Raw genomic sequence first — 14,812 nt, 5'->3', positions numbered from 1 at the left:
CTCGAAGTGACCGAAGATCGGATGGCTCGCGTGTCCTACGGGACGCGCGAGCCTTCCGTCATGGGCTCAAATCGAACTGCCCTGCCTTGACCGCGGTGAGGAAGGCGTTCCACTCACCGGCATCGAAGACGAAGACGGGACTCTCGGCGAGTTTGGTGTCACGGACTCCCACCAGGCCTTCTTTGCCGAGGTTGACCTCGACGCAGTTGCCCCCGTTGGGCTCGCTCGCGAAGGACTTCTCCCACGCGGAGTCGTCGAACAGCGACACGGCCGTGGTCGGATCGTAATCCGCCGCCGATGGATAATCGGCCATTGGTCGTACCTCCGAACGTCGGTCGGGGGTGCGGGTCGCGACCTGCGCGAACCGTCACGGCCCCAGCTTCTCCCTGGCTCAACGGGACTATCCCGCACGGCCAAGTGGGTGATCAACTCTGCCCACTCTCGACATGAAGATTATTCCAGGAGTAGGATTAATCGCAGCGGCCGGGGCTCGGTTGTTGGTGATTCGCCCGCAGTATGCGAGAACCTCGGCGACAGCGTCATCGAGGGGTTGTTCAGCAGGGAGTTTCGCCGTTCCGGCAGGTCATCGACGGCAGGTGACCGGCGGGGCACGGCCCTGGGCGCGTGACCACCCACCGCCGACCTCGTGGGGGAGGATCAGCGTGATCATTCAGGACACGATGCCTGCGACGGTACTCGCCGTCGGCAGGCTCATGGCCGGGACGGCAGGCGAAAGCCGCCGCTCAGCGCACCTTTTCGACCTGCATTCCGGGGGTTCACAGCCCGAGTTCCTGCATGCCCGTTGTGGCGCGGCGATGCCTTACGACCATCTGGAATGGATCCCCGTCGGTTCGGGGATGCCGTGTGAGCGTTGTCTCGGTCTGGCCGGTTCGGCCGACCAGACGCGGTTGCCGCGGCCGAGCCGGGGGGCGTGACCGTCATGGCCGTCCGCCTCACCACGTTGCTGTTCCGCCGTGAGGACGAACGCCAGGCCTCGGCGAAGCGCCGCAACATCGGGCTCGAACTGCGTCAGCGGTTCGGGTTCAGCCTCATCCAGGCCCCGTTGCGCAAGCAGCCACCGTGGAACTCCGAAGTCGATTTCCCCGTCCGCCTCGGCATGAACCGGGACCTGATCAGGACCGGACGGCCGCTCGAAGGTCACTTCGAGCTGACACCCTTGATCGGGAACCTGACCGGCCGGGCCTGAGCAGTCAGGGCTTGCGGCCCAAGCCGCCGAGCCCGCCGGTAAACGTCGGATCGTCGGCGAACCGGTCGCTCGCGCGGGAAGTCGCTTCGTCGAGATGCCAGGTGGCCATCCAGTCGATACCCGGCTCCACCAGCTCCAGTCCGTCGAAGAACGCGGTGAACTCCGCGCGGGACCGCAGATGGAACGGCGCGCTGGTCTTCTTGTAGAGCTCCTGGACGTTCTCCCGGTTGTCGCCTTCCTTGCGGGTGACGCCGTCCTCGGTCAGATGCGAGGACAGGAAATACGAGCCCGGCGGCAAGAAGTCGAGGTAGCGCTGGACGATCTCGTGGACGGGTTCGTCCGGGCCGAGGAAGTACAGCAGGCCGACGAGGCACAGCCCGATCGGCTGCCGGGGGTCGAGCACCCCGGTTTCGAGGGCACGCTTCCAGATGTCGGCGGGATCCCGCACGTCACCCTGCAGGACCGCGTGCCGCCCGAGCAGGCCTTCCCGTTCCAGCAGCAACTGCGAATGCGCGACGGCGACCGGCTCGATGTCGACGTAGACGACCCGGCTGTCCGGGTTGACGGCGCTCGCGATCTGGTGGACGTTGCCGACGGTGGGCACCCCGGAGCCGATGTCGAGGAACTGGGTGATCCCCTGGCGGGCCAGATATCCCACGCCGCGGGCGAGGAAGTCGCGCCCGACCCTGGCGAACGTCTTGACCTCGGGGAACTGCTTGAGCACCTGCGAGCCGAACTCGCGGTCGATGGCCCAGTTGGCGGAGCCGCCGAGGAACCAGTCGTACACCCTGGCCACGTTGGGTCGTTCGAGATCGACGCCCTCGGGCGCTTCAGGGTCTCTGGGGTCCTGCTGCGTCGTCATTGCCGTCACACCTCGTCAGAAACCGGGTTTGCGGGCGACCCCGCCGATGGCGCAGTTAAGCGCAGGTGAGCGGGGGTCGTCCAGCCGCCACGCGCCGACCGGGACCAGACCCGGTGCCACGAGGTCGAAATCCCCGAAGAAACCCAGGAGTTCCGCCTTGTCGCGAAAGGACGCCGGTGTGCTCGACTGCTCGTACTGCTTCACGACACGTTTGATCTGCTCCAGCTCGTCGCCTTCCACGCCGGACATCGTGACGTGGGAAAGAACGTAGAACGAGCCCGCGGACAGCAGCCTCCGGTACCGCGCGATGGTGGCGGCGAGTTCGGGGCCCGGCACGAAATGCAGGACCGCGACGGTGAGCAGGGCCACCGGTTTGGCCGGGTCGAGCACGCCGGTGTCGAAGGCGCGCTCCCAGATGTCGTCCGCGTCGCGCAGGTCGCCGCCGATCACCGCATGCCGGGCGGGGTCCCCGCCTCTCTCCAGCAGGATCCTGGCGTGCGCGACGGCGACCGGTTCGTTGTCGACGTACACGCAGCGGCTGTCGTCGTCGATCTCTCCGGCGATCTCGTGGACGTTGCCGACGGTCGGCACGCCGGAGCCGAGGTCGAGGAACTGGTTGACGCCGTGCTCGACGCAGTGCCGCACCGCGCGACCGAGGAAGGCCCGGTTGGCCCTGGCGAGGGAGCGGATGAGCGGGAAGGCCTTGACCAGCTGCTCGCCGAATTCCCTGTCCACCGCCCAGTTCGCGGTTCCGCCGAGCGCCCAATCGTAGATCCGCGCGGCGTTGGGCCGCTCGAGATCGACACCCTCTGGCAGGAACTGCGGGTCCACGTCCATGACCCTACCGAAGGGACGCCGTCGTTCTTCAGGATTGCATCTGATTGCGGTACAGCTCGGCGAGTTCCTTGAGGAACTGCCGGGTCTCCTGGCGTTCCAGCGCGGCGCCGCGCAGCCGGTCCCAGGAGTCGACGAAAATGTTGAAGTCCTTGACGTCGTCGAGGTACAACCCGCCCGCGGAATGCTCGATGTAGACGAAATCCCTGGTGCGATCGGGAAAACGCATGATGGTGAAGTCGTTGGGCACCGCGGCGAGCCGGGCGCCGAACGGCAACACGTGCACATACACGCGCGGATGCTTGTCCAGCGCCAGCAGATGTTCGACCTGGTCCAGCATCACGGCCGGGGCGGAACCGCCGGGAGCGCGGCGCAGAGCGCCTTCGCTGATGATGAACCGGTAGTAGGGCGGCTGCTGTTGCTCGAAGACGGCCTTGCGGTCCAGCCGGTTGCGGACCAGCGAAGTGACGTCTGTGGCGCCGGCTTCGGTGAACTGCTTGAGCATGTAGTGCTCGGACTGCAACGGGCCGGGGATGCGCTCGCCGTGCCAGGTGAGGATCTCCGCGGCCGCGGGTTCGAGGTCGGTGAAGGTGCGGAACCAATGCGGCACCACTGATCGGTAGCCGGACCAGTGGCCGCGCTGCCCGGCCGCGGCGCGGGCCAGGTTCATCAGCGTGTCGGCCTCGTCGCCGTTGATCCCGAACGCGTTCAGCATCGATCGCACATCCCCGAGCTTGACCCCGACGGCACCGGACTCGATCTTGTTGACCTTGCCCTGGGTGCAACCGAGAACCTCGGCGACCTGCTGCTGTGTCATCCGCGCGGCGTTGCGGGCATGCCGGAGCTCGTTCCCGAGCTGCTTCCGGCGCGAGGTGACGGTGCTGGCCATCAGCCTTGCTCTCCCGGACCACATAGCCAGGACCGCGGCTTCCCGCCGTCCTGCGCGCGAATACTCGAACCCACCCAGGGTACTTCACCTTGCGGGGTTCGATGATGACATTGCGCAGCGTTCCAGGAAACGGCCGAAAACACCAGTCACCTGGTACGTCACCCTGGTGGCGGAACGATCTCGTCACATTTCGGGCACGTTCAGCGGGCATAGTGACCAGGTGGACCAATCCCCCTTCGCCCGGCAAGTCTCCGACGACGTGTTCGGGTACGTGCAACCCGACGGCTCGTGGTGGATCAACAACTGCGGCTTCGTCGCCGCGGGCGAGCACACCGTGGTCATCGACACCTGCTCCACCGAACGGCGCACGCGTGCCCTGCTGGAGACGGCGGCGGCGACCGGCGGGGCGCCGGTGACCACCGTGGTCAACACGCATCACCACGGTGATCACACGAACGGCAACTACCTGGCGGCCGGGGCGACGATCGTCGGGCACCGGAAGACCCGCGAGGCGATGGTCGCGACCGGGATCAACACCTACGGGAACTCGTTCACCGGGAGCGACTGGGGCCATCTGGAGCTGCGGCCGCCCGAAGTGGTGTTCGACGACCGGCTGACCGTGCACGCGGGCGAAGTCCGGCTGGAGCTGATCCACCCAGGGCACGCCGCGCACACCACCAACGACGTGCTGGTCTGGCTGCCGGAGCGGCGGGTGCTGTTCGTCGGCGACCTGATCTTCAACGGCGGCAGCCCGTTCGCGCTGATGGGCTCGCCCGCCGGCTGGCGAAAGGCCCTGGACCTGGTCCGCGAGCTGGACCCGGAGACGATCGTGCCCGGCCACGGCCCGGTGTGCGGGCCCGAGGCGATCGACGTCGTCGACGGTTACCTGGGTTTCCTGCAGAAACTCGCCGCGCACGGGAAGGCCGCGGGCCTGACGCCCCTCCAGGCCGCTCGCGAAGCGGATCTCGGGCCTTACGAGGCACTGTCCGAACAGGAACGACTGCCCGCGAACCTGCACCGGGCCTACGCCGAACTGGACGGTCTCGACTGGGGCGCGCCGATCGATCTGGGGGCCGCGATGGCGGACATGGTCACCTTCAACGGCGCCCCGATCCGCTGCTTCTCCTGACGCGCTCAGACGGTGAGGACGAGCTTGCCCCGGAGGTGGCCGTCGTCGAGTAGCCGGTGCGCGTCGGCGACGCGCTCGAACGGGAACGTCTCCTGCACTTGGACGCGGAGCCTGCCCTGCTCGGCCAGGTCGGCGAGACCTCGCAGGGCGACCGGGTCGGGGTCGACCCCGATGCCGCTGAAGCGCTTACCGGCCGCCTCGTAACTGGCGGCGAGCTCCGCGTCCTCGTCGGCGACCGCCGTCACCAGGTGACCGCCAGGGCGGAGCACCGCGAGCGAGCGCTCGGCGGTGTCGCCGCCGATCGTGTCGAGTACGACGTCGATGTCGCGAACCGCCTCGGCGAAGTCGACCGCCGTGTAGTCGATCACCTCGTCGGCGCCGAGCTTCTCGACGAACTCCCGTTTCCTCTCGCCTGCGGTCGTGATGACGTACGCGCCGAGCGCCTTCGCGATTTGGATCGCGACGTGGCCGACCCCGCCACCGCCGCCGTGGATCAGGACGCGGTCGCCCTCGGTCACGCCGCCGAGGTCGACGAGGCCCTGCCACGCCGTCAGCCCGGCGATCGGCAGCGCCGCCGCCTCGACGTGCGAGAGCGACGCCGGTTTGCGCACCAGGTGCACCGCCGGGGCCGCCACGACCTCGGCGTACGCGTTCGCCGCCCGCGGGAACAGCGGCATCCCGAACACCTCGTCGCCGGGCCTGAACCGCCACGTCCTGGCCTCCTCGACCACGCCGCTGACGTCCCAGCCGAGAACGAACGGCGGCTGTCCGAGCAACGGGAACTCACCGGCACGCAGGCGCGCTTCCAGCGGGTTGAGCCCGATCGCCTTGACGCGGACGAGAACTTCGGTGGGCAGGGGTCGGGGCTCGGGCGCGTCCACGACGGTGAGCACCTCGGGGCCGCCGAGCGTCTGCTGGGTGATGATTCGCATGACTTCAAGCTAGGTATCCGATAGGAACCGGCAGGTACCTTTGGCGCTGTGAGCGGTTCCGGTGAGCTTTTCCTCGCCGACTGTCCGGCGCGGCTGGCGGTCGAGCTGATCGCCGACAAGTGGACGGTGGTCGTGCTCGCCGGGCTGAGCAAGGGACCGGTGCGCCATGGCGAACTGGCCGCGCTGATCGGCGGCGTCTCCCGCAAGGTGCTCACCCAGACGCTCCGGCGGCTCGAAGCGCACGGACTCGTCCGCCGCCAGTCCTACGCCGAGGCTCCGCCCCGCGTCGAGTACGAGCTCACGCCACTCGGGGCGACGCTGATCGACCCGATCCGCTCGCTGACCGAGTGGGCAAGGGCGAACGGCGACGCGGTGCTCGACGCACTCGACGCCGCTCCGGAACAGCTCGCCGACCCCGGCTGAAAACCCTCAGTCCCGAACCCAGCCCCCCACCCATCCCTGGGGGACGGCCCCGAACCCAGCGTACTGGCACCCCCTGTCGGGCAGGGGTGGTCGTGCCGAGTTGTCCACAGGCAGGCCAGGTTGTGGACAACTCCCGGTTGATCCCTTCTCACCCCGGCGCCGTATCCCTCAACGGGGATAGGCTCGGCACGGGAATCGAAGCGGAAGGGTGCGGATGAGCAAGAAGGCGAGCATCGGGGTCACCGGCCTGGCGGTCATGGGCCGCAACCTGGCCAGGAACCTGGCGAGGCACGGGCACACGGTGGCCCTGCACAACCGCTCCGAGCAGCGGACGAAGGAACTGGTCGACCAGTTCGGCGACGAAGGCGACTTCATCCCGGCGTATTCGGCGCAGGCGTTCGTCGACGCGCTGGAGCGGCCGCGCCAGGTCGTGATCATGGTCAAGGCCGGTGCGCCGACGGACGCCGTGATCGACGAGTTCGCCCCGCTGCTGGAGAAGGGCGATGTGATCGTCGACGCGGGCAACGCGCATTTCGCGGACACCCGTCGCCGCGAGGCCGCGCTGCGGGAGCAGGGCATCCACTTCGTCGGCACCGGTGTGTCCGGCGGCGAAGAGGGCGCGCTGCACGGGCCGAGCATCATGCCGGGTGGGTCGAAGGAGTCGTACCAGTCGCTCGGGCCACTGTTCGAGGACATCTCGGCGAAGGTCGACGGCGAACCGTGCTGCACGCACGTGGGCGCGGACGGCGCCGGGCATTTCGTGAAGATGGTGCACAACGGCATCGAGTACGCCGACATGCAGCTGATCGCCGAATCGTTCGACCTGCTGCGCGGTGCGGGCGGCTACTCCCCCGCCGAGATCGCCGGCATCTTCCAGAACTGGAACTCCGGACGGCTGGACTCGTACCTGATCGAGATCACCTCGCAGGTGCTGGCCCACACCGACGCCGCTTCCGGCAAGCCGTTCGTCGACATCGTGGCGGACCAGGCGGAGCAGAAGGGCACCGGCCGCTGGACCGTCCAAATCGGACTGGACCTCGGCGTGCCGATCAGCGGGATCGCCGAGGCCGTCTTCGCGCGTTCGCTGTCCGGTTCGTCGAACCTGCGTGAGGCCTCCCGCGGCCTCGGCGGTCCTTCGCGCGCTCCGCTCACGGGGTCCGCTCTGGACACCTTCGCGGACGACGTCGAGCAGGCGCTGTACGCGTCGAAGGTGGTGGCGTACGCCCAGGGCTTCAACCAGATCCAGGCGGGCGGTGCCGAATACGGCTGGGACATCGACCTCGGCAAGGTCGCGTCCATCTGGCGCGGTGGCTGCATCATCCGCGCGAAGTTCCTGAACGACATCACAGCCGCGTACGCCGACGAGCCCGGCCTGCCGACGCTCTTGACCTCCGGCGGCTTCCGCAAGGCCGTCGAGGACGCCCAGGACTCCTGGCGTTCGGTGATCTCCACGGCGGTGCGGCTCGGCATCCCGACCCCTGGCTTCTCGACCGCGCTGGCCTACTACGACGGTCTGCGCGCGGAGCGGCTCCCCGCCGCGCTGGTACAGGGACAGCGGGACTTCTTCGGTGCCCACACGTACCGCCGGGTCGACCGCGAGGGTTCGTTCCACACCGCTTGGGCGGCCGACGGCCGTCCCGAGTCCTCCGCCTGACCGAGGTACATGAAGGCCCCCTTTATGTACCCAGGCGCAAGGAAGGAGGCCTTCATGTACAGGCGGCAAGGAGGACGAGGGCGACGAACACCAGGACAGTGAGCGCGATCCTGGTCATTCCCCGCGCGCCGCGACGATCTCCGCCAGCGCCCGCAGGATCACCGCCTCGGTCGCGTCCTTCGTGAGCCCGAGCTCGGTGAGCAAATCGTCGCCGAGTTCGAACAGGGCCAGCAGGATGTGCTCGGTGCCGATGTAGTTGTGCCCGAGCCGCAGCGACTCCCGCATCGTCAGCTCCAGCGCCTTCTTGGCCTGCGCCCCGAAGGCCATCTTCGCCGCCTCCGCCGGGTCTTCGGCGGGTTCCGGCAGCTTCGCCACAGCGGCCTCACGGACGGCGTCAAGGGTCACCTTCTGCGCCACGATCGCCCCGGCGGCGAGCGCGGCGGGTTCGGCGAGCAGGCCGAGGATCAGGTGCACGGGCTCGATCTGCGGGCTCTTCGCCTCGACGGCCGCGTCCCGCGAAGCGACGACGACATGCCGCGCGCGGTCGGTGTAGCGGCTGAACACCTTCACCAGGTCTTCGAGTGAAGAGCCGCTGGATTCGACAAAGCGTTTCTGGGCGGCCTGTTTGGACACCCCCATGTTCTTGCCGATTTCGGTCCAGGAGGCGCCGGAGCGCCGCGCCTGGTCGACGAAGTGGCCGATCAGGTGATCGGCCACTTCGCCGAGGTGCTCGCCGAGGAAGACCGCGTCGGACAGCTGTCCGAGCACGTCGCCGTCGGGATGCTGCTGCTTGATGTGGGAGATGAGGTCGTCGAGACGAACTGGAGAAGTCATGCCGTCAACTCTAGGTTGACGATCTTCAATCGTCAACCACGGGTTGACGCGAAGGTCGCCTTGAGATCGAAGTCGTGCGCCTCCAGCGTCTCGAACCGCGGCGCCGGATCCGCACCGAACAGCCGCCGTGCGGCGATGTGGTCCGGCGGCCGGTTCACCGACTCGACCCCGGCGAGCACCCCGTCCCGGAACGACAGCACCGAGAACTTCCCGCTCTCCCGGTCCCCGGTCACGACGGTCTTCTCCGCCCCGGTCAGGATCCCGGCGATCTGCAGTTTCGCGCCGAGCTGATCGGTCCAGAACCACGGCAGGCTGTCGTAGGGCGCGGGTTCGCCGACGATGACGGCGGCCGCCGCCCGCGCCTGGTCGACGGCGTTCTGCACCGATTCGAGCCGCGTCGCCGTCCCCGCCTGGACACACGGGAAGTTCGCGCAGTCCCCGACCGCCGAGATCTTCGGATCGCTCGTGCGCAGGTGTTCGTCGACGACGACACCGTTCGCCACGGCGAGCCCGGCCTCCTCGGCGAGCCGCGTCCTCGGCTCCACACCGACCCCGACCAGCACCAGGTCAGCGGGCAGCAGACTGCCGTCGCTCAGTTCGACCTCGGTCACCCGGCCCTCGCCGCGCAGCGCGGCGACACCTTTGCCGAGCAGGATCGTGTGCCCGGCTCCCTCGTGCAGAGCGGCGAAGTACGCCGAGACCTCTGGGGTCGCGACGCGGGCCATCAGCCTGTCCTGCGCCTCGACGATCGTCACCGGCCGCCCGGCGTGCGCGGCGAACTCCAGCCCGATGAAGCCGCCCCCGACCACGACCACGTTTTCCGCGCTTTCCAGTGCGGCACGCAGGACGTCGGCTTCGTCCTTGGTGCGCAAGGTGAACACACCGTCCAAAGTGGACCCTGGAACCGGCAGCACCCGGTTGACCGATCCCGTCGCCAGCACGAGATGGTCGTACTCGTGGGCACTCCCGTCCTCAAGCACCACCTTCGCGCCGTCGCGGTCCACCGACGCGACGCTGCCGGGGATCAGCTCGATGCTCTTCTCCGCGAAGAAGTCCTCGGGCCGCAGACGCAACTGAGCGTCACCCGCGGTCCCGGCGAGATAGCCCTTCGACAACGGGGGACGTTGATACGGCAGCCCCGGTTCGTCGCCGATGAGCACCACCCGCCCGTCGAACCCCTTGTCCCGCAGCGAGGTCGCGACCCCGAACCCGCTCTGCCCGGCCCCTACGACGAGGACGGTCTCCATCGGCGCTCCTTCCGTTGTGCCCGGAGTCCATTCAACACAGCTCCGGCCCTGGGCACACCGATCTCGCCACCGACAGGCTTTCGTTCAGAACGTCGAACTCGTGCAGACGATCGGGGCGCGCAGGCGCCTCAACACCACAGCCACTTCGGCCACAGGTTGCATTCTTCGGCGGGTGTCGTGGAGGGCGGCGGCGGAGTCGGGTTGGGCGGCTGCGGAACGACCGTGGACCCGGTCGTGCGCGGCGGGTCGGCGGGCTCTTTCGACGACGTCGGCGTGGTGTGTTCCGGGGAATCGGACGTCGACGCGGCCGAGCTCGACGTGCGGCGGCTCGACGTCGTCCTGCTGGGCCGTGACGAAGTCCCGCCCTCACCGGTTTCGACCGTCTCGGTGGACGGGACCGCCGAGGTCGCGTCCGCTCCCCTGTTCTCCGAAGGCCGCTTCGGCATCTCGATGACGCTCATGTTGTTCGGCTGCGCATTCTGCTCGGGATCCGAGTCGAACCCGACCAGAACACCCGCCGCGCCACAGGCGACGACCACGGCGATCACCACCGCGATAACTCTCCAGCGTGACTTTGCCCGTGACTCCTCGTGGTCATCCCAGCCCTCGCGAATGAGCAGGTCGGCGACCGAAACGTCGTCGTCATCCACCAGTTGAGACCTTTCGCACCGGGAACGAGCGAACAGTAGTTTTACCGCAACTCACCGCCGAATGGGTGAAGTTGGCCAAAAATTATTCACCCGATGGAACACGTTAGCGCATGCCGATCACACAGCGTGTATTCATATGCTTTCGCGCATATCTGCGGTGACCCACCTTCGGTTCGCGTATACAGCGCCCTCCGCGGGTGGTGTAATCGACGGTGCCAGCACCGGAAGAGGGGGTTCGGACGGATCATGGAGGCTGACGCCCTCGCCGTGCCTGGAGCCGGAAATTCCGGTCGTCCGACAGGCACACCGCTCGGGAACGAGCCGGTCGGCGATCTCGGCCTCGCCGGCGATCACGCCGCCATCTGGTCGTACGACTTCGAGAGCGAGACGCTGTCCTGGCTGCCCGGACTCGAGAACCTGCTGGGTGGAGCCGCCCTCACCGAAGCCGAGATCGAGTCCCGGCTCGCCGAACTGGTGGCCCCGCTGACCTCCGGCACCCGCACTTCCCCGCCTTGGCTCGAATTCGAACTCGAGCAGTCGTTCCGGAACCCGGCGAGCGAGATCCGCTGGGTCCGCCTGCGCGCCCGCACCATCGGTGACGACAACGGCTCGTCGGGACTGCTCGGGATCGCCACCGACGTGACCGACGTCCGCGAGAACCGGCAAGCCCTCGAGGATCTCACTGACCGTTACAGGCTCTTGGTGGAGCTGAGTCCCGACGCGGTCTGTGTCCACGAAGCAGGCGTCGTCACGTACGTGAACCGGGCCGCCGTCACCGCGCTCGGAGCGTCGTCGACCGCCGAGCTGATCGGGCGGCCGATCATGGACTTCGTCGCCGACGAATCGCTCCCGGCCCTCCTGGACAGGATCGCGTCGCTGCACCGCCAGGGCGCGTCGACCGATCCCACCGACACCGTCATGCTCCGCCTCGACGGCACGAAATACCTGGTCCAGAGCATCTCGGTGCGGACGACCTGGGAAGGCAGGCCCGCGTTCCAGGTCATCATGCGCGACATCAGCGCGCAGAAGGCCGCCGAAGCGACGCTGCGCTACCAGGCCGCGCTGATCAGCCACGTCAGCGACGCGATCATCGCGACCGACGGCACCGGCATGGTGACCAGCTGGAATCCCGCCGCGGAGAACGTCTACGGCTGGACGGCAGGCGAGGCGATCGGTGGCACGGTGAGTGACCTCGTCGGCGCCGCGCTCGACCCGGAAACCGTGCTGCGCAGGGGCGGCGTCCTGCGGACGACCCACCGCCATCGCAACGGCTCGACCCTGGCCATCCGCATCTCGGCCGCGGAGATGAACGACGGCTTCGTCCTGGTCTGCGCCGACGAAACGGCCCGGCGGCGAGCCGAACGGCACTACAGCACCGTGGTCGCGTCACTCGACGAAGGTGTGGTCGTGATCGGCCCCGGCGGCCTCATCGAATCGGCCAACCCGGCGGCGTGCCGGATCTTCGGCGTCGACCACGACGACCTCATCGGCATCCCGTGCGTGACGCTGGAGCTGTACGACGAACAAGGCCGCCTCCCGCCTGCCCGGATGCCGTCGGTGGTGACCAGGCGCACCCGCGTCACGCAGACCGGTCTCGTGCTGCGGCTGCGCAGGCCCGACGGCGGCGACGTCTGGATCTCGCTGACCTCGCGGCTGCTGACGCCGGAAGATCCTTCGGCCATGGCGGTGGTCACCTCGTTCACCGACATCACCGAACGGCGCGCCATCGGCGAACGCCTCGCCCACGAGGCGACGCACGATCCGCTCACCGAACTCGCGAACCGGACGCTGGTACTGGACAGTCTCGCGGAGGCGCTGTCCGGCGCGGGCCGCGCGGAACTGACCACGCTGCTGTTCATCGATCTCGACAAGTTCAAGGTGATCAACGATTCGCTCGGGCATTCCGTCGGTGACAAGGTGCTGCGCATCGCCGGCGAACGGCTGCGCCAGGGAATCGGCGAGAACGACCTCGTCGGCAGGCTCGGCGGCGACGAATTCGTCGTCGTCACCGCGGAGATCACCGAACCGGACGAGATCAAGACGCTGGCCGAGCAGCTGCGCGAGGCGCTGACCGAACCGATCACGGTCAACGGCAGGCAGCTGCACATCGACGCCAGCATCGGCATCGTCACCGCGGCCAACGACGACACCCGGACCGCCGAGGACCTGCTGCGGGACGCGGATGTCGCGATGTACCAGGCGAAAACGCTCGGCCGCGCGCGCTACGAGTTCTTCGACGTCGAGCTGCGCGAGCGGATGCAGCGGCGGCTTCGCATGGAGCAGGACCTGCGCGACGCCCTGCAGAACGAGGAACTCTGGTCCGCCTACCAGCCGGTCGTGGACATCGAATCCGGCGAGATGGTCGCCGTGGAGGCGTTGCTGCGCTGGAAACATCCGGCGCACGGCACGATCTCGCCCGCCGAGTTCATCCCGCTGGCCGAGGAAAGCGACCTGATCAACCTGATCGGCAAGTACGTCCTGCGCACGACCACCCGTGAGATCGCCAAGCGGCGTGAACAGCTCGGTATCGACCTGAATCTCAAGGTCAACCTGTCGGCCCGCCAGCTGGACGACCCGCAGCTGGTGGCCGGGGTGCAGGACGCGTTGCAGACGACCGGGCTCCCGCCGCACGCGCTGACCCTGGAGGTCACCGAGAGCGCGCTGATGCGGGATCAGGCCGCGGCCGCCGAAGTCCTGACCTCGTTGCGCGATCTCGGTGTCTCGCTGGCGATCGACGACTTCGGCACCGGCTATTCGTCGCTCGCGCAGCTGCAACGGCTTCCGCTGGACACGCTCAAGATCGACCGCACCTTCGTCACCGGCATCGCGGAATCACGCGACGCGGCCGCGATCGTCAAGAGCATCATCGCGATGGCGCACGCCGTCGACCTGATCGTCGTCGCCGAAGGTGTCGAAGACGAAGACCAGCTCACCGTCCTGCGTGAGCTGCGCTGTGACCAGGCGCAGGGCTTCCACCTGGGCCGCCCCGCGCCGCCGGACCAACTTTTCGGAGCCGTCGAATGAGTGTCGAGATCACCTCGGGAACAGACCGCTACGACATCGTCGTGGACGGGAAACCCGCCGGGCTCCTGGAAACCCGCACGCGGCCGGACGCGATCCTGTTCCTGCACACCGAGATCTCGGACGACTTCGCGGGCCAGGGCCTGGCGGGCAAGCTCGTCACCGCCGCGCTCGACGATGTCCGTTCGCAGGGCAAGTCCGTCCTGCCCTACTGCCCGTACGTGCGCTCGTACATCGCGAAACACCGTGAGTACGTGGATCTCGTTCCCGAGGACAAGCGCGCCGAGTTCGAACTTTGAGCCCTCAGCCAGGGTAAATCGTCAGCAGTTTCGCGAGTTCGTCCTCGGTGAGGACGACGTCCAGCTCGCGCAGGGTCGCGTCGAGCCGCCCGGCCGGGATCTGCGTGGTCTCCGTCGTCCCGTCCGGACGCTCGACGATGAACTCGGTGCCGACCAGTTTGCGGCTGCGCCCTTCTTCCAGGCGCATGATCACCAGCTGGCCGGTGAACGGCGAACGCGGATGCGTCGACGTGTAGTGGTGATAGACCTCGTAGTCGATCCGGTGCATCGGCGTGAGTGTGAAGGCGTGCAGGTCGGTCCAGTCCTCGCCTTCCTTTTTCTGCAGGCGCCACCGGTCGCCGTCCGCGACGAGCCGGTGCGGCCAGCCCGCCTGGTCCACCACGGCACCGTCGACCAGCGGCATCGGCACCAGCATCCCGGCCCCGAAACCGACGTCGACCAGGTGCTGGACGCCGTCGGCCTCGATGGCGAGCGTCATGTGCGTGTACGGGCCGTTCTTCTGCGGCTGCACCCGCGCGACCAGGCGGCGCACGGGGTAGCCGAGCTGTTCGGCGGCCGCGGCGAAGAGGCTTCCGTGCTCGTAGCAGTAGCCGCCGCGATGACGGTGTACGAGCTTGCCGATCACGTCTTCGAGGGCGATCCCCTTGTGCTGTCCCAAAACCACGTCGACGTTCTCGAACGGAACAGCCAGGATGTGCGCCTTCGCCAGCTCACGCAGCGCGGCGGCGGAAGGCTTCGCGCGGTCCTGGCCGATCCGGTGGAGGTACGCGTCGAGGTCGAGGGTGTCGACGGTCCATTCGTCGACCTTCTCAGGTGCGAGTGTCATACTCC

At 68.0% G+C, this 14,812-nt stretch carries 16 protein-coding genes; 7 read left to right on the top strand and 9 right to left on the bottom strand.

Translation table 11 applies throughout. The features are described 5' to 3' along the window. Nucleotides 1-58: 58 nt before the first annotated feature. A complete protein-coding gene (locus AMYAL_RS0120085) occupies nt 59-313 on the bottom strand; it encodes a DUF397 domain-containing protein (protein ID WP_020633090.1) in 255 nt (84 codons plus the stop codon). Between the two features lie 349 nt (nt 314-662). Between AMYAL_RS0120085 and AMYAL_RS0120080 the strand changes: the two genes are divergently transcribed. Next, nucleotides 663-935, top strand: a complete 273-nt coding sequence (locus tag AMYAL_RS0120080) for a hypothetical protein (protein ID WP_020633089.1) — start codon at nt 663-665, stop codon at nt 933-935. A 5-nt stretch (nt 936-940) separates the two neighbouring features. Beyond that, nucleotides 941-1,207, top strand: coding sequence for a hypothetical protein (locus AMYAL_RS0120075; protein WP_026467263.1), 267 nt, complete (start codon nt 941-943; stop codon nt 1,205-1,207). Between the two features lie 4 nt (nt 1,208-1,211). Here AMYAL_RS0120075 and AMYAL_RS0120070 read toward each other — a convergent pair whose 3' ends face one another. Genes AMYAL_RS0120070 through AMYAL_RS0120060 form a run of 3 tightly spaced genes read right to left on the bottom strand, consistent with a single transcriptional unit; the run spans nt 1,212 to nt 3,792 of the window. Then, nucleotides 1,212-2,069, bottom strand: coding sequence for an SAM-dependent methyltransferase (locus AMYAL_RS0120070; protein WP_020633087.1), 858 nt, complete (start codon nt 2,067-2,069; stop codon nt 1,212-1,214). A 15-nt stretch (nt 2,070-2,084) separates the two neighbouring features. Then, nucleotides 2,085-2,900 carry an SAM-dependent methyltransferase gene (locus AMYAL_RS0120065; protein ID WP_026467262.1) on the bottom strand — a complete coding sequence of 272 codons (816 nt, stop codon included), beginning with the start codon at nt 2,898-2,900 and terminating at the stop codon, nt 2,085-2,087. A gap of 34 nt (nt 2,901-2,934) precedes the next feature. Then, nucleotides 2,935-3,792 carry a helix-turn-helix domain-containing protein gene (locus AMYAL_RS0120060; RefSeq protein ID WP_005163455.1) on the bottom strand — a complete coding sequence of 286 codons (858 nt, stop codon included), beginning with the start codon at nt 3,790-3,792 and terminating at the stop codon, nt 2,935-2,937. 220 nt (nt 3,793-4,012) lie between these two features. On the opposite strand from AMYAL_RS0120060, the gene AMYAL_RS0120055 reads away from it, so the two are divergent. Continuing rightward, complete coding sequence (locus AMYAL_RS0120055) at nt 4,013-4,921, top strand: MBL fold metallo-hydrolase (RefSeq protein ID WP_026467261.1); 909 nt, start codon at nt 4,013-4,015, stop codon at nt 4,919-4,921. A gap of 5 nt (nt 4,922-4,926) precedes the next feature. Here the strand turns inward: AMYAL_RS0120055 and AMYAL_RS0120050 are convergent, their stop codons facing one another. Next, entirely contained in the window at nt 4,927-5,853 is a 927-nt protein-coding gene (locus AMYAL_RS0120050) for an NADP-dependent oxidoreductase (RefSeq protein ID WP_020633084.1), read from the bottom strand. A gap of 48 nt (nt 5,854-5,901) precedes the next feature. Here AMYAL_RS0120050 and AMYAL_RS0120045 point away from each other — a divergent pair, with 48 nt between their 5' ends. Together AMYAL_RS0120045 and gndA are read left to right on the top strand one after the other, a co-directional pair. Then, complete coding sequence (locus AMYAL_RS0120045; protein WP_020633083.1) at nt 5,902-6,276, top strand: winged helix-turn-helix transcriptional regulator; 375 nt, start codon at nt 5,902-5,904, stop codon at nt 6,274-6,276. 214 nt (nt 6,277-6,490) lie between these two features. Continuing rightward, the gene (gene gndA / locus AMYAL_RS0120040; protein ID WP_020633082.1) at nt 6,491-7,930 is read left to right on the top strand and encodes an NADP-dependent phosphogluconate dehydrogenase; all 1,440 of its coding nucleotides are present in this window, start codon (nt 6,491-6,493) and stop codon (nt 7,928-7,930) included. A gap of 114 nt (nt 7,931-8,044) precedes the next feature. Here the strand turns inward: gndA and AMYAL_RS0120035 are convergent, their stop codons facing one another. The 3 genes from AMYAL_RS0120035 to AMYAL_RS0120025 form a co-directional block, all read right to left on the bottom strand. Continuing rightward, nucleotides 8,045-8,764, bottom strand: a complete 720-nt coding sequence (locus tag AMYAL_RS0120035; protein WP_020633081.1) for a Clp protease N-terminal domain-containing protein — start codon at nt 8,762-8,764, stop codon at nt 8,045-8,047. A gap of 32 nt (nt 8,765-8,796) precedes the next feature. After that, nucleotides 8,797-10,011 (bottom strand): NAD(P)/FAD-dependent oxidoreductase, encoded by a 1,215-nt coding sequence (locus AMYAL_RS0120030; RefSeq protein WP_020633080.1) that lies wholly within the window; start codon nt 10,009-10,011, stop codon nt 8,797-8,799. A 128-nt stretch (nt 10,012-10,139) separates the two neighbouring features. Then, entirely contained in the window at nt 10,140-10,661 is a 522-nt protein-coding gene (locus AMYAL_RS0120025; RefSeq protein ID WP_020633079.1) for a hypothetical protein, read from the bottom strand. A 246-nt stretch (nt 10,662-10,907) separates the two neighbouring features. Between AMYAL_RS0120025 and AMYAL_RS0120020 the strand changes: the two genes are divergently transcribed. Both AMYAL_RS0120020 and AMYAL_RS0120015 read left to right on the top strand, forming a co-directional pair. Further along, complete coding sequence (locus tag AMYAL_RS0120020; RefSeq protein ID WP_020633078.1) at nt 10,908-13,685, top strand: sensor domain-containing protein; 2,778 nt, start codon at nt 10,908-10,910, stop codon at nt 13,683-13,685. Beyond that, nucleotides 13,682-13,981 (top strand): GNAT family N-acetyltransferase, encoded by a 300-nt coding sequence (locus tag AMYAL_RS0120015; RefSeq protein ID WP_020633077.1) that lies wholly within the window; start codon nt 13,682-13,684, stop codon nt 13,979-13,981. The genes AMYAL_RS0120020 and AMYAL_RS0120015 overlap by 4 nt, the downstream gene beginning before the upstream one ends. A 4-nt stretch (nt 13,982-13,985) precedes the next feature. Here AMYAL_RS0120015 and AMYAL_RS0120010 read toward each other — a convergent pair whose 3' ends face one another. After that, nucleotides 13,986-14,807 carry an arylamine N-acetyltransferase family protein gene (locus AMYAL_RS0120010; protein WP_020633076.1) on the bottom strand — a complete coding sequence of 274 codons (822 nt, stop codon included), beginning with the start codon at nt 14,805-14,807 and terminating at the stop codon, nt 13,986-13,988. Nucleotides 14,808-14,812: the final 5 nt, after the last annotated feature.

Origin of the sequence: Amycolatopsis alba DSM 44262, assembly GCF_000384215.1 — a bacterium.
GTDB classification, from domain to species: Bacteria; Actinomycetota; Actinomycetes; order Mycobacteriales; family Pseudonocardiaceae; genus Amycolatopsis; species Amycolatopsis alba.
This window is presented reverse-complemented; position numbering and strand designations above follow the sequence as displayed.

What these genes read in the sequence shown, in the direction of transcription:
- AMYAL_RS0120085 (WP_020633090.1), bottom strand. Translation starts at nt 313, where the DNA reads ATGGCCGATTATCCATCGGCGGCGGATTACGATCCGACCACGGCCGTG.
- AMYAL_RS0120075 (WP_026467263.1), top strand. Translation starts at nt 941, where the DNA reads ATGGCCGTCCGCCTCACCACGTTGCTGTTCCGCCGTGAGGACGAACGC.
- AMYAL_RS0120070 (WP_020633087.1), bottom strand. Translation starts at nt 2,069, where the DNA reads ATGACGACGCAGCAGGACCCCAGAGACCCTGAAGCGCCCGAGGGCGTC.
- AMYAL_RS0120060 (WP_005163455.1), bottom strand. Translation starts at nt 3,792, where the DNA reads ATGGCCAGCACCGTCACCTCGCGCCGGAAGCAGCTCGGGAACGAGCTC.
- AMYAL_RS0120050 (WP_020633084.1), bottom strand. Translation starts at nt 5,853, where the DNA reads ATGCGAATCATCACCCAGCAGACGCTCGGCGGCCCCGAGGTGCTCACC.
- gndA (WP_020633082.1), top strand. Translation starts at nt 6,491, where the DNA reads ATGAGCAAGAAGGCGAGCATCGGGGTCACCGGCCTGGCGGTCATGGGC.
- AMYAL_RS0120035 (WP_020633081.1), bottom strand. Translation starts at nt 8,764, where the DNA reads ATGACTTCTCCAGTTCGTCTCGACGACCTCATCTCCCACATCAAGCAG.
- AMYAL_RS0120030 (WP_020633080.1), bottom strand. Translation starts at nt 10,011, where the DNA reads ATGGAGACCGTCCTCGTCGTAGGGGCCGGGCAGAGCGGGTTCGGGGTC.
- AMYAL_RS0120020 (WP_020633078.1), top strand. Translation starts at nt 10,908, where the DNA reads ATGGAGGCTGACGCCCTCGCCGTGCCTGGAGCCGGAAATTCCGGTCGT.
- AMYAL_RS0120015 (WP_020633077.1), top strand. Translation starts at nt 13,682, where the DNA reads ATGAGTGTCGAGATCACCTCGGGAACAGACCGCTACGACATCGTCGTG.
- AMYAL_RS0120010 (WP_020633076.1), bottom strand. Translation starts at nt 14,807, where the DNA reads ATGACACTCGCACCTGAGAAGGTCGACGAATGGACCGTCGACACCCTC.